Genomic DNA, 13,162 nt, shown 5'->3' on the forward strand with positions numbered 1-13,162 from the left:
CTGCAATAAGCAGGCTTTGGCAGAAGCGCGACAGATATCAGCCGCCGGCACGTGGCTTGGGGCGCCAGCCTATCAATACAACGGCCAATACAATAATGCCCATGGCCCCCATTTCGTGCACACCGACGTGCTCGCCCAGCAGCCACACCCCCAGCAAAACGGCAATCACCGGGTTCACGTAGGCGTAGCTGGTAGCCGCCGCGGCGCTGACGCTCTTCAGCAGAAACAGGTAGGCGGTATAAGCCACCATGGAGCCGAAAAACGCCAGGTACGCCACCGCCAGCCAGCCGGCAAGCGGCGGCGTGGCCACCAGCTGCTCCCCCACCGCGGTACTGCCCAGCAGTAGCGCCACCCCGCCGGACAGCATCATCACCGCGCTGGACATCAGCCCCTTGGGCTGTACCAGATGCTTGCTCCACGCCGAGCCAAACGCCCAGCCGGCCGAGGCAAACAGCAAGGCAGCGGCACCGGCAGGCGAGGCCTGCAAGTTAGCGCCCATATTCAATACCACCATGCCGACGATACCCAGCAGGATGCCGGCCACCTCCATCTTGCGCGGCACATGGCCAAAAAAACGGGCAAACAGCGTAGCAAACAGCGGCACGGTCGCCACGACCAGCGCCGCCACACCGGAAGACACGTCCTTCTCCGCCAGCGTCACGAAGCCGTTACCGATAGCCGGCATCAGTACGCCCAGAATGGCGCCCCCGCGCCACTCCTGCCACGTAGGGTTGGCATCGCCGCGCCAGCGCAGCCAGGCGTACATCAAGGCACCCGCCACGGTAAAACGCACGCCGGCCATCATGAAAGGCGGCCAGTACTCTACCCCGACACGGATGGCAAAGTAGGTCGAGCCCCAGATCACATACAGGGCAAAAAAAGCGGCGAGCAGCTTGAGCTGGTGGGTACTGAGCGTCATGGCGGGTTTCCTGTGTAGACCCGCAACATGCCTGCTGTAAATGACGAATACAAGGGGAGAAAACTGAAAAGCCTGTTCTAGGGCCTGTTAACGCCATTTCTGATGCGGCGGCGCTTGGCAAGCGGCAAGGTGCGAAACCGTGCCCCGCATGGCGAGCACCCCGAAGCCCAGGCCCCAGGCCAACCCTGGGCTAGCCAAACAGCCAGCCGTGCAGCATGCGCCCAGGCATCCAGGCCAGCGCACCGGCCACCAGCAAGCCGCCCGCATACAGACTCACCATGGCCGAGCGATGCGCCCGTACCCTGCCCTGCCTGGCGGCCTGCCAGGCCTGCGGTACGCTATAGAGCACCAGCACACTCAGCAGGTGGATAAAGCCGAAATGGCCGAACAGCGCCGGCCCCACCCGCGCCGGCATGGCCAGCGACAACAAGGCAGTCAACAGCATCAGCACCATATAGCACCGCCCCCAGCGCCGATGCGCCGGCGAGCCTTTCTGGCGCCAGCAAAGCAGGGCCGTGCCCAGCACAAAAGCAGGAAGCACCGTTGCCAGGTGCAGGTAAGCTAGCAGGGTATAGTCGAACATGGTCGGGCCCGAAAGTATGGCTGGCTATCTTGCCGCAAGCCCGCAGCCAAGCATAGGGCGGGCAGCCTGTTCGACAGGGCAGGCCGCTAAGCCGGCTGCAGCTCGTAGCCAGGGGCCGCAATACCGGGCCACAGCTCGTACAGCACCTGCGGCGTACCAACCCCGCCATGCCTGGGGCTGGCGGGTATACCCAGCTGCGTGGCCGCGGCAATGCTCAGCTCGCCCGCCAGGTTTCTGGGGCCACGGTCTGCCACTACGCAGTCCACACTTTTGCCCTGGTAGCTCACCCGGGCCAGGCAACCGCGCACAATGCCCTGCGTGCGCTGGATCACCAATGGCGGCACCACGATATAGGGCTCGGTAGCCGAATCGACATACGCCGCCGGGTCATCGGCTGCCATGCCGGGGTGGCGGTACCAGGTAGTAGACGCAATGATGCCGCCGGGAAACACCCGCGGCTCGTTATCGGTATCCAGCAGCACAATCTGCCGCGCCCAGTCGTGCAGGCACACCACCTTGCCATTCACCCGCCGCATGCCGCCGTTGGCCAGCCATTCCAGCCCCTGGTCATCTTCGCGGTAGGCTGCCGGTGCCCCGTGCTGACCATTTGCCCCGTCTGCATCGATATCGGCATCCGCCATGAAATACACGCGCAGGCTGGCGTCTTGCCAGATCTTGCACTCGTAGCCTTCCCCCGTAATCACGCCCAATAGTTCGTCCATGACGCTCTCCCGTAAACAGCGGCCCCGGCGGGGCCGCTGTTTACGGGATGGCACGTGGTAGCAGTTTCTATATAACGAAAAGCGTGCTTTGCTGGGAAAAACCGGCATCCACTATCAGATCACCAACGGTTTCAATAAGCATACAAAAGGGCAAGCCGGCAGGCTTGCCCTTGGCGCTGGTGCGGCCAACGTTGGCCGCAGCTTTTACGCGTTGTAACCCAGGTTGGGCGCCAGGTCGCGCTCGGCCTGCTGCACGCTGACACCGCGGCGGGCGGCGTAGCTTTCCACCTGGTCGCGGGCGATCTTGCCCACGCCAAAGTAGCGGCTATCGGGGTGGCTAAAGTAGAAGCCGGACACCGCCGCGGTAGGCAGCATGGCGTAGCCTTCGGTCAGTGTCATGCCGATGGCCGGCGCGTTCAGCAGCTCGAACAGCTCGCGCTTCACCGTGTGGTCCGGGCAGGCCGGGTAACCCGGCGCCGGGCGGATACCCACGTACTTCTCGTCGATCAGTGCCTCGTTATCCAGGTTTTCATCGGCCGCGTAGCCCCAGAACTCGGTACGCACGCGATGGTGCATCAGCTCGGCAAAGGCTTCGGCAAAGCGGTCGGCCAGCGCTTTGAGCAGGATGGCGCTGTAGTCGTCGTTGGCCGCCTCGAAGCGCGCCACGTGCGGGTCGATGCCCAAGCCGCCGGTGACGGCAAAGGTACCGATGTAATCCTGCACGCCGCTGTCGGCCGGGGCGACAAAGTCGGCCAGCGCCCAGTCCGGGTTGGCCGCAGAGCCGTCCTTGGTGGCTTTGGCCAGCTGCTGGCGCAGGCCCACCCAGGTCATCAGCGGGGCACGGGTGTCGGGGTCGAGAATTTCGATATCGTCCACATCCACGCTGCGCGCCGGGAACAGGCCGATCACCGCGTTAGCCTGCAGCCATTGCTCGCGGATGATCTGCTGTAGCATGGCCTGGGCGTCGGCCCACAGGCCACGGGCAGATTCGCCGACGATCTCGTCGTCCAGGATAGCGGGGAAGCGGCCGGCCAGCTCCCAGCTCTGGAAGAACGGTGTCCAGTCGATAAAGCGGGCGATCTCGGCCAGGTCGTAGCGCTCGAAGCGGCGCACACCCAGCCATTTTGGTGCGGGCGGCACGTAGCCCGCCCAGTCGATACGGTGACGCGCCTCGCGCGCCTTGGCCAGCGGCAGCAGCTTGGCGTCGCCACGGCCTTCGAAAATGGCGCGTGCCTTGGCGTAGTCATCGGCCACTTCCTGCACAAAACCGTCGCGCAGGGTGTCGGACAGCAGGTTGGAACACACCCCCACCGCGCGGCTGGCGTCCGGCACGTAAATCACCGGGCCGCTGTAATGCGGCGCGATCTTCACCGCGGTATGCACGCGGCTGGTGGTGGCGCCACCGATCAGCAGCGGAACGTCGAAGCCCTGGCGCTGCATTTCTTTCGCCACGTGCGCCATTTCTTCCAGGCTGGGGGTAATCAGGCCGGACAGGCCGATAATGTCGGCCTTGTGTTCGCGCGCGGCGTCCAGGATGGTCTGGCACGGCACCATCACGCCCAGGTCGATCACCTTGTAGTTGTTACAGCGCAGCACCACGCCGACGATGTTCTTGCCGATATCGTGCACGTCGCCCTTTACCGTGGCCATGATGATCACGCCCTTGGCCGGCGCGTCCTGCAGGCCCATGCGGATTTTTTCTTCCTCGATGAACGGCTCCAGGTGCGCCACGGCGGCCTTCATCACGCGCGCCGACTTTACCACCTGCGGCAGGAACATCTTGCCGGCGCCAAACAGGTCGCCCACCACGTTCATGCCGTCCATCAGCGGGCCTTCGATCACGTGGATCGGGCGCTCGCACTTCAGGCGCACCTCTTCGGTATCTTCCACGATATAGGTGGTAATACCCTTGATCAGCGCGTGTTCCAGGCGTTTTTCCACCGGCTGGCTGCGCCAGGCCAGGTCTTCGCCCTTGGCCTCTTTGGCGTCGCCACGGAAGCTTTCCGCCAGCGCGATCAGCGCCTCGGTTACCGCCATGATGTCGTCGCCGCGCATCAGCACCACGTCCTCGATGCGCTCGCGCAGCACCGGGTCTACCTCGTCGTACACCTCCAGCGCGCCGGCGTTGACGATGCCCATGGTCATGCCGCGCTGGATGGCGTGGTACAGGAACACGGCGTGGATGGCCTCGCGTACCTTGTTATTGCCACGGAAGCTGAACGACACGTTGGACACGCCGCCGGATATCTTGGCGTGCGGCAGGTTCTGCTTGATCCAGCCGGTGGCTTCGATAAAGTCCAGGCCGTAGCGGGCGTGTTCTTCGATACCGGTGGCCACAGCAAAGATGTTGGGGTCGAAGATGATGTCTTCCGGCGGGAAGCCCACCTCGTCCACCAGGATGCGGTAGCTTTTTTCGCAGATTTCCACCTTGCGGGCGTAGGTATCGGCCTGGCCGGCTTCGTCAAAAGCCATCACGATTACCGCCGCGCCGTAGCGGCGCAAGAGGCGCGCCTGCTCGACAAACTTGTCCTTGCCCTCTTTCAGCGAGATGGAGTTGACGATGCCCTTGCCCTGGATGCACTTGAGGCCGGCTTCGATCACGTCCCACTTGGAGCTGTCGATCATGATGGGCACGCGTGCGATATCCGGCTCGGCGGCGATCAGGTTCAGAAAGCGCACCATGGCGGCGTGGGCGTCCAGCATGCCCTCGTCCATATTGATATCTATCACCTGGGCGCCGTTTTCCACCTGCTGGCGCGCCACGTCCAGCGCGGTAGCGTAGTCACCGTTGAGGATGAGCTTGGCAAAGGCTTTGGAGCCGGTCACGTTGGTGCGCTCGCCCACGTTCACGAACAGGTCTTTGTCGCCGATATTGAACGGCTCCAGGCCGGACAGGCGGCACTTTGGCTCGATCTGCGGCAGCGGGCGCGGCGGCAGGTCTTTCACCGCCTCGTAGATGGCCTTGATGTGGCCTGGCGTGGTGCCGCAACAGCCGCCGATGATGTTGACCAGGCCCGACTCGGCCCACTCGCGGATCTGCGGTGCCATGTCTTCCGGCAACAGGTCGTAACCGGTGGGCGCCAGCGGGTTGGGCAGGCCGGCGTTGGCGTGCACCGACACGAAGGTATTCGCAATGCGCGACATTTCTTCTACATACGGGCGCAGCAGGTCCGGCCCCAGCGCACAGTTCAGGCCAAAGCTCAGCGCGTCGGCGTGCGACAGGCTATTGTAGAAGGCTTCGGTGGTCTGGCCGGTCAGCGTGCGGCCGGACTGGTCGGTAATGGTGCCCGAAATCATGATGGGCAAACGCGTGGCGTCGGGGTGGTCGTCGAAGTACTTGTGGATGGCAAACACTGCCGCCTTGGCGTTCAGCGTATCAAAGATGGTTTCCACCAGCAGGAAATCGGCACCGCCTTTTACCAGGCCGTCGATGGCGGTGGTGTAGGTGTCTACCAGCTCGTCAAAGGTCACATTGCGGTAGCCGGGATCGTTCACGTCCGGGCTGATACTACAGGTGCGGCTGGTAGGCCCCAGCACCCCGGCACAGAAACGCGGCTTGTCGGGGGTGGCGGCGGTCTGCGCCACGCACAGGTCTTTTACCAGCTTGGCGGCGGCATGGTTCAGCTCCCACACCAGCGACTGCATGTCGTAGTCGGCCATGGCGATGGCGGTGGCGTTGAAACTGTTGGTTTCGATAATGTCCGCGCCGGCATCCAGGTAAGCTTGGTGAATCTCGGCGATGATCTGCGGCTGGGTCAGCACCAGCAGGTCGTTATTGCCTTTTACGTCTACCGGCCAGTCGGCAAACCGCTCCCCGCGATACTGGGCCTCGGTCAGCTTGTACTGCTGAATCATGGTGCCCATACCACCGTCCAGAATCAGGATGCGGCGGGAAAGCAGGTCGTAGGCGGGGTGCGATAACTGTTTTGACATGGCAAAGGCGGCTTTAATTAAGTAAAACTACGTAGACACAAGAGCTTAATCTTATCATCGCATTTTGGCCCGAGCGGGTCATCCTATAGAACAAGAGAGCATAACAATGCCAAGGGAGCTGTATATGTCTGCGCTGTTCTGCCGCCCGGGCTGGCTACTGCTTGCCGCCAGTACAGCCCAGGCCGCCCCGCCGCTACACATAGGCGTAGCGGAATCCGATGCCGCCCCGATTGTGGTGCTGAATGCACAGCGCCAGCTGGAAAGCAGCCTGTCCAAAGATCTGGGCCTGGCGCTGGCCCAGGCGCTAGGTAGCAACGCCCGCTTCAGTGTGCTGTCGCGCAACCGGATCGAACCGGCGCTGGAGCAAAGCATGGTCGACGTGGTGTGCAATGCCAACCCGGCCTGGTTTGGCAACGCCGCCAGGCTGGGCTGGACGCAAGACTTCTACCCGCAGATCGAACGGGTCGTAACCCTCACCAGCCACCTGCGTTCCGTGCATGGCAGCCAGGACCTGACCGCGCAGCGCGTCGGTGTGATACGTGGCTATCACTACCCGGCACTGGTGCGGCTGTGGCAAAACAACAGTGCCACACGGGTAGATCACCCGCAGCTGGACTCCGGTTTGAAAGCACTGCAAATGGGGATGATCGACGCCGTGGTCAGCTCGGAGCTGGAGTTGGCCGCCTGGGTAAAGCGCAACCCGCAGGCAGGCCAGCAGCTACGCATGCAGCCCTGGGTAGTATCGATGATGCAAACGCGCTGTGCCGTGGCGCCCGCCAGCCGCTACTCGGTAGCACAGCTGAACCAGGCCATCACCCTGCTGGAAAAACAGGGCAAGACCAAGCGCATCCTGCAAAGCTATCGCTGGAAAACCGGCTAGCCTGCGGTTGACGCCGGCTACGGGCCAGCTATGCTGACGGCTTGCCACCCGTAGCGCGACTTACCATGACCCACTATCTGTACCTGCACGGTTTCCAGTCCGGCCCGCAGTCGCTCAAGGCGCGCGAAACCCAGGCCTACCTGCACGCACTGGCCCCGGACGCCAGCTTCAGCAGCCCGCAGCTGTCGCCCTATCCGGCGCAGGCTATTGCGCAAGTCGAGGCCTTGATCAGCAGCATCGACCAGCCTCTGGTGCTGCTAGGCAGCTCGCTGGGCGGCTATTACGCTACCTGGCTGGCCGAACGCTTTGGCCTGCCAGCGGTGCTGATCAACCCGGCCATCCGCCCGGAAGCCGACCTGGCGCGCTTTATGGGCCCGCTGCACAACCCGTATACCGGCGAACACTACACACTGGGGCCGCAGCATATGGACGAGCTGATTGCGCTGCGCCCGCCCACGCTGCATGCGGCCAACTACTGGCTGGTACTGGGTACGGCAGACGAGGTACTGGACTGGCGCGAGGCGGTACGCCATTACGCCGGCGCCCGCACCACGGTCTTGAATGGCGACGATCATCGCCTGCAAGGTTGGCCGCAATGCCTGCCCGGCCTGCTGGGCATAGCCGGCAAGCTGCCGCCACACCATGCCCGTGACGGGCACGCAAGCTCGCGGGCCTGACGGTATATCAAGTACGGTCGCGCTGGTTGGCGTAGTCGCCGCGTGCCGCATGGCACAACACGCTGGCCAGCAGGTCCAGCTTCAGCGGCTTGGTCAGAAAATCATCCATGCCGGCGCCCATGCAGGCCTGGCGGTCTTCCTCGAAGGCATTGGCGGTCAGTGCCACGATGTCCGGCTGCACCGGCAAATCCTGGCTGCGTATGGTCTGTGTCGCCTCTACGCCGCTCATATTGGGCATCTGCATGTCCATCAGCACCAGGTCTACATTGCCGGTTTCCATCACAGCCACGGCTTGCACGCCGTCATCTGCCAGGGTAACGCGGCTTACGCCCAGCCGCTCCAGCATTTTCACGATCAGTTTCTGGTTGATGGTGTTGTCTTCTGCCACCAGCACCCGCAGCTCGCGCGCCGGGCCAGGCAGCTCGATGGCCGACAGCGTACTACTGGGCACCAGCACCGGCGCGGCCACCGTTTCGGCGCGCCAGCTAAACGTAAAGCAGCTGCCCTCGCCTACCTGGCTGCTCACGCTGATATCACCCTGCATCGCCTGCGCCAGGCGGCGGCTGATGGCCAGACCCACGCCCGTGCCACCGTAACGCCGGGTGGGCGAACTATCGGCCATTTCGAAAGTACGGAACAGGCGGCCAATCAGCTGCGGGCTCATGCCGATGCCGGTATCACTGACCGCCACGTGCCAGTAACCATGGCCATCAGGCTGCTTGTCCAGCGTGACACGCAGGCTGATCTGGCCTTCGGCGGTAAACTTCAGCGCATTGGACAACAGATTACCCAGCACCTGGCGCAAACGGTCGGCATCCCCTTTCAGCCAGGGCAGGTTATCAGGGCGCTCCAGCCACAGGCTCAGCCCTTTGGCGTTGGCACTGATGCGGTACTGCGCCAGCAAACCGTCCAGCAGCGCCACCATGTCGACCGGGTCGCGTCGCAGGGTAAGATTGCCGTTTTCGATAGACGACAAATCCAGAATATCGCTGATCAGCACCATCTGCGCCTCGGCGCTTTCCTGCAGGGTGTGCAGCAGCTCGCGCTGGGCTGCCGACAAGGGGGTGGCGGCCAGCAGCTCGGCCATCCCCATCACGCCATTCATCGGCGTGCGCAGCTCGTGGCTCATCACCGCCAGGAACTCGGTCTTGGCGCGTACGCCAGCCTCGGCCAGCGCCAGCGCCTGGCTCAGCTCCAGCGTGCGCTCGGCTACTTTTTCTTCCAGCTGGTGCTTGGCGTCGGCCAGTTCGCAGTTGGTGGTATAAAGCTCCAGGCTTTTGGCTTCCAGCAGGCGTTCGGCTTCCTGACGGGCCGCGTGTTCGCGGGCCAGCCGTTTTTCCAGGCGCTGGATAATCTCGGTGTCACTCATGTTTTTTCCAGGATAAAACGCACCGCGGTACCTTCGGCATCCAGCGCCTCCCGTGTCAGTTGCAGATGACCTTGCTCGCCGTAATGCACTATCGCCCCGTCGATCAGGCCCACCGCCAGGTCGGCCAGGCAGCGCGGCGACCGGTACACCACGCTCAGGCGCTGCGCGGTATGCGACTCCACGTCGAAAGACGGCAGCTCGGCATCGGGGTACAGCTTGCGTACCTCGGTGTGGATCACCTGCTCGATATGGCTCACCAGCCCGATGGTACTGTCACACGCATTGATAAAGGCCGGGTACAGCACGAAAAAGCGCCCGAACAGGTGCTGGCCAAAAGCATGAATCAATACCGGTACCGCCAGCCCCGTACGCCTGGACAGCGCCACGATCAGCGCCACCATCTCGGGAAAGGGGTAGGTACCCACCGCGGTATAGGCACCGCCGTGCGGCAGCTGGGCATCGTCAATGATGTCATCCACCATATCTGCAGAGAACTGCTGCTCCACCAGGCCCAGAAACTCGGTAAACACCACGCCCTTCATACGCCCCCCTTCCAGGAACCGCGCTGAACAATCTGTTTAACCTGCCAAGACATGCTTTCGTGCACTATTTGCGTTACAGCGTAGCCACCCACTTTATTCGATAAGGAAGCCCATGAGCCAGCGTATCCGTTTTGACATTAGCGGCGGCCCCGATGTATTGCAAACCGAGCATGTCATCCCCGGCCAACCCGGCCCGGGCGAGGTGCTGTTGCAACACACGGCTATCGGGGTAAATTTTATCGATACCTACCATCGTAGCGGCCTGTATCCACTCCCGCTACCCTCGGGTTTGGGTAGTGAGGCCGCCGGTGTCGTCCTGGCGGTAGGCGAAGGGGTAAACCATCTTGCCGCAGGCGACCGTGTGGCCTACGCCGGCGGGCCGCTAGGCGCCTACAGCCAGCAGCGCCTGATACCGGCACAGCATCTGGTGAGGCTGCCGGACAGCGTCAGCGACGACACCGCCGCCTGCCTGATGCTGCAAGGCATGACCGTGGCCTACCTGATTTTGCACACCTACCGCGTACAGCCTGGCCAGACCGTGCTGTGGCACGCCGCTGCCGGTGGTGTGGGCCAGATTGCCGTGCAATGGCTATCGGCGATGGGCGTGACGGTGATCGGCACCGTCGGCAGCGCCGACAAGGCCGCACTGGCGCGTGCGCTGGGCTGCGCCCACGTCATCAACTACCGTGAGGAAGACGTACCGGCACGCGTACGCGAGCTCACTGGCGGCGCCGGTGTGCCGGTGGTGTACGACAGCGTGGGCAAGGACACCTTCGAGATGTCGCTGAACAGCCTGGCGCCGCGCGGCATGTTCGTCAGCTTCGGCAACGCCAGCGGTGCGGTACCGGATTTTTCGCCGCTGCTGCTGGCGCAAAAAGGCTCGCTGTTCTTCACCCGCCCACGCCTGCACGATTACATTGCCACCCGCGCCGAGCTGGAAGCGCTGGCCGGTGCCGTATTCGAACAAGTCGCCAACGGCACGGTGAAGGTGCAGCCGTCGGCGCGCTACGCGCTGGCCGACGCCGCGCAGGCACACCGCGACCTGGAAGCGCGCCACACCACCGGCTCGCTGATCCTGCTACCGTAAAACAGGCGGCCAAGCCGGCAAGGTTGGCCGCAGGCCGCATGAAAAAAGCCTGCCATACGGCAGGATGCCATTCGGCTAAGCGAATATACATCACCGTCAAGCGGTAGAGTATGCGTGACGCGCCCCACCCCGTTGGCGCGAGCCGGTCAAAATGGTGCGCCCCAGGGTTGTGCTGAGCGAATCGAAGATTCGCACGCGCAAGACGCCGATTTGTTTGAGCCCCGAGCCGTTAGCGATCTGCGTGCAAATCTTTGATTTGCTCAGCGATGCGAGTTCGGCGGCGCCCGGGGTGTGCCATTTTGGACGGGGTTTCGAGCAGCCCCGGGTCGGCGGGGATTGCAAAGGGGGCGGCGACCCGCCCCCTTTGCCCGTATGCCGGGCGGAACCGGCAACTTCAAGCATCATCCGCGTAGCGGATTCAATGCATCCACCTCTTCCACAACGCTAGTTTCAAAAAAAACCGCCCACTTGCGTAAGTGAGCGGCATGGCAGGCTTTTTTAGCTAGGCATCGTTTTACACGCCTAGTGCTGCCGCCAGCGTGCTGCGGCGGGCTGCCAGGCTGGCCGGCAGTGCGTCGGCCAGCTTGGCAAACCACTCGTCGTGGGCGGCCAGTTCGTGGCGCCAGGCAGCTTCGTCCAGCACCATCAGCTGCTGGAAGTGCTGCTCGGTAAAGCCGTCCAGACCGGTCCAGTTCAGGTGCGCGTAGGCCGGCACCTTGCCCAGCGGGCTGTCTTCGGCCTGGGCGGTGCCCTGTACGCGGCCAACTATCCATTCCAGCACGCGCATATTGTCGCCAAAGCCCGGCCAGATGAACTTGCCGTCGGCGTCGGTACGGAACCAGTTCACGCAGAAGATGCGTGGCAGTTTGCTGACTTTGCCCGCCATATCCAGCCAGTGCTGGAAGTAGTCGCCCATGTGGTAGCCGCAGAACGGCAGCATGGCAAACGGGTCGCGGCGGGTAACGCCCTGCGCGCCAAACGCCGCAGCGGTGGTTTCCGAGCCCATGGTGGCGGCCATGTACACGCCGTCTTCCCAGCTGGCGGCTTCAAACACCAGCGGCACGGTGGACGAGCGGCGGCCACCGAAGATGAAGGCCGAAATCGGCACGCCGGCCGGGTCGTTCCACGCCGGGTCCAGCGACGGGCACTTGGCCGCCGGTACGGTAAAGCGCGCGTTGGGGTGTGCGGCCTTACGGCCACAGTCTGGCGTCCAGTCCTTGCCCTGCCAGTCGGTCAGGTGCGCCGGGATGTCCTTGCTCATGCCTTCCCACCACACGTCACCGTCGTCGGTGAGCGCTACGTTGGTAAAGATCACGCCTTCGTTCAGCATCGCCATGGCGTTGGGGTTGGACTTCACCGAGGTACCCGGCGCCACGCCGAAGTAGCCGTTTTCCGGGTTGATGGCGTACAGCTGGCCATCTGCCGCCGGTTTGATCCAGGCAATATCGTCGCCCACGGTGGTGACTTTCCAGCCGTCGTAGGTCTTGGGTGGAATCAGCATGGCAAAGTTGGTCTTGCCACAGGCGCTGGGGAAGGCTGCCGCCACGTAGCGCTTGTCGCCTTGCGGGCTTTCCACGCCCAGGATCAGCATGTGTTCGGCCAGCCAGCCCTGGTCGCGGCCCATGGTGGAGGCAATGCGCAGCGCAAAGCACTTCTTGCCCAGCAGCGCGTTGCCGCCGTAGCCGGAGCCGTACGACCAGATCTCGCGGGTTTCCGGGTAATGCACGATGTATTTGGTGTCCGGGTTGCACGGCCACGGCTTGTCGGCCTCGCCTGCGGCCAACGGTGCGCCCACGCTGTGCACACAGGGCACGAAGGGGCCGTCTTCGCCCAGCACTTCGTACACGTTACGACCCATGCGGGTCATGATGCGCATCGAGGCCACCACGTACGGCGAGTCGGTCAGCTCGATACCCACGTGGGCAATCGGCGAGCCCAGCGGGCCCATGCTGAACGGGATCACGTACAGGGTGCGGCCGGCCATGCAGCCGTCGAACAGGCCGTGCAGCGTGCCGCGCATCTGCGCCGGCTCCATCCAGTTGTTATTGGGGCCGGCGTCTTCGCGGCGGGCGCTGCAGACAAAGGTGCGGTCTTCCACGCGCGCCACGTCGGACGGGTCGGAGAAGGCAGCATAGGAATCGGGGCGTTTTGCCGGGTTCAGTGCGGTCAGGGTGCCGGCGGCCACCATCTTGGCCAGCAGCTGCTGGTTTTCCGCTTCGGAGCCGTCTACCCAGTGGATGGCAGCCGGTTTGGTCAGGGCGGCCACTTCGGCTACCCAGTCGATCAGTTTCTGGTGGCGAACAAAGCTCGGGGCTTGCAGGGTCATGTCTACCTCGTCATGAGTTGGGCAGAGCAGCCGACAAAACCCGCCCCCTTCCCGAAGGCCGGGCGGGTCTGGTAGGCCGCCCTGAGGGGGCTGCGGCATTATCGCGCAGCTGTAGTCAATCAGG

10 protein-coding genes are annotated in these 13,162 nt (G+C 63.5%); 3 read left to right on the forward strand and 7 right to left on the reverse strand.

Annotated features, from left to right (window positions below; genetic code table 11):
- Window positions 1–37 precede the first annotated feature (37 nt).
- The 4 genes from yedA to metH all read right to left on the reverse strand — a co-directional run bounded on the left by yedA (window position 38) and on the right by metH (window position 6,157).
- Entirely contained in the window at window positions 38–919 is an 882-nt protein-coding gene (yedA, locus tag PQU95_RS00350) for a drug/metabolite exporter YedA (RefSeq protein WP_272750165.1), read from the reverse strand.
- Between the two features lie 190 nt (window positions 920–1,109).
- Window positions 1,110–1,502, reverse strand: coding sequence for a DUF2306 domain-containing protein (locus PQU95_RS00355; RefSeq protein ID WP_272750166.1), 393 nt, complete (start codon window positions 1,500–1,502; stop codon window positions 1,110–1,112).
- 86 nt (window positions 1,503–1,588) lie between these two features.
- On the reverse strand, window positions 1,589–2,224 hold the full coding sequence (locus tag PQU95_RS00360; RefSeq protein WP_272750167.1) for a glycoside hydrolase family 75 protein: 636 nt from the start codon (window positions 2,222–2,224) through the stop codon (window positions 1,589–1,591).
- Window positions 2,225–2,428: 204 nt separating this feature from the next.
- A complete protein-coding gene (gene metH / locus PQU95_RS00365; protein ID WP_272750168.1) occupies window positions 2,429–6,157 on the reverse strand; it encodes a methionine synthase in 3,729 nt (1,242 codons plus the stop codon).
- Window positions 6,158–6,281: 124 nt separating this feature from the next.
- On the opposite strand from metH, the gene PQU95_RS00370 reads away from it, so the two are divergent.
- Entirely contained in the window at window positions 6,282–7,037 is a 756-nt protein-coding gene (locus tag PQU95_RS00370) for a substrate-binding periplasmic protein (RefSeq protein WP_272750169.1), read from the forward strand.
- Window positions 7,038–7,102: 65 nt separating this feature from the next.
- A complete protein-coding gene (locus tag PQU95_RS00375; RefSeq protein ID WP_272750171.1) occupies window positions 7,103–7,714 on the forward strand; it encodes a YqiA/YcfP family alpha/beta fold hydrolase in 612 nt (203 codons plus the stop codon).
- Window positions 7,715–7,721: 7 nt separating this feature from the next.
- On the opposite strand, the gene PQU95_RS00380 is transcribed toward PQU95_RS00375, so the two are convergent.
- Window positions 7,722–9,083, reverse strand: coding sequence for an ATP-binding protein (locus tag PQU95_RS00380; protein ID WP_272750172.1), 1,362 nt, complete (start codon window positions 9,081–9,083; stop codon window positions 7,722–7,724).
- Window positions 9,080–9,625: a heme NO-binding domain-containing protein gene (locus tag PQU95_RS00385; protein WP_272750173.1), complete on the reverse strand. Its 546-nt coding sequence runs from the start codon at window positions 9,623–9,625 to the stop codon at window positions 9,080–9,082. Before PQU95_RS00385 ends, PQU95_RS00380 begins: the two co-directional genes overlap by 4 nt.
- Before the next feature lie 112 nt (window positions 9,626–9,737).
- On the opposite strand from PQU95_RS00385, the gene PQU95_RS00390 reads away from it, so the two are divergent.
- A complete protein-coding gene (locus PQU95_RS00390; protein WP_272750174.1) occupies window positions 9,738–10,712 on the forward strand; it encodes a quinone oxidoreductase family protein in 975 nt (324 codons plus the stop codon).
- A 514-nt stretch (window positions 10,713–11,226) separates the two neighbouring features.
- Here PQU95_RS00390 and PQU95_RS00395 read toward each other — a convergent pair.
- A complete protein-coding gene (locus tag PQU95_RS00395; protein WP_272750175.1) occupies window positions 11,227–13,038 on the reverse strand; it encodes a phosphoenolpyruvate carboxykinase (GTP) in 1,812 nt (603 codons plus the stop codon).
- Window positions 13,039–13,162 lie beyond the last annotated feature (124 nt).

The organism is Vogesella aquatica (genome assembly GCF_028548455.1).
Lineage (GTDB): Bacteria > Pseudomonadota > Gammaproteobacteria > Burkholderiales > Chromobacteriaceae > Vogesella > Vogesella aquatica.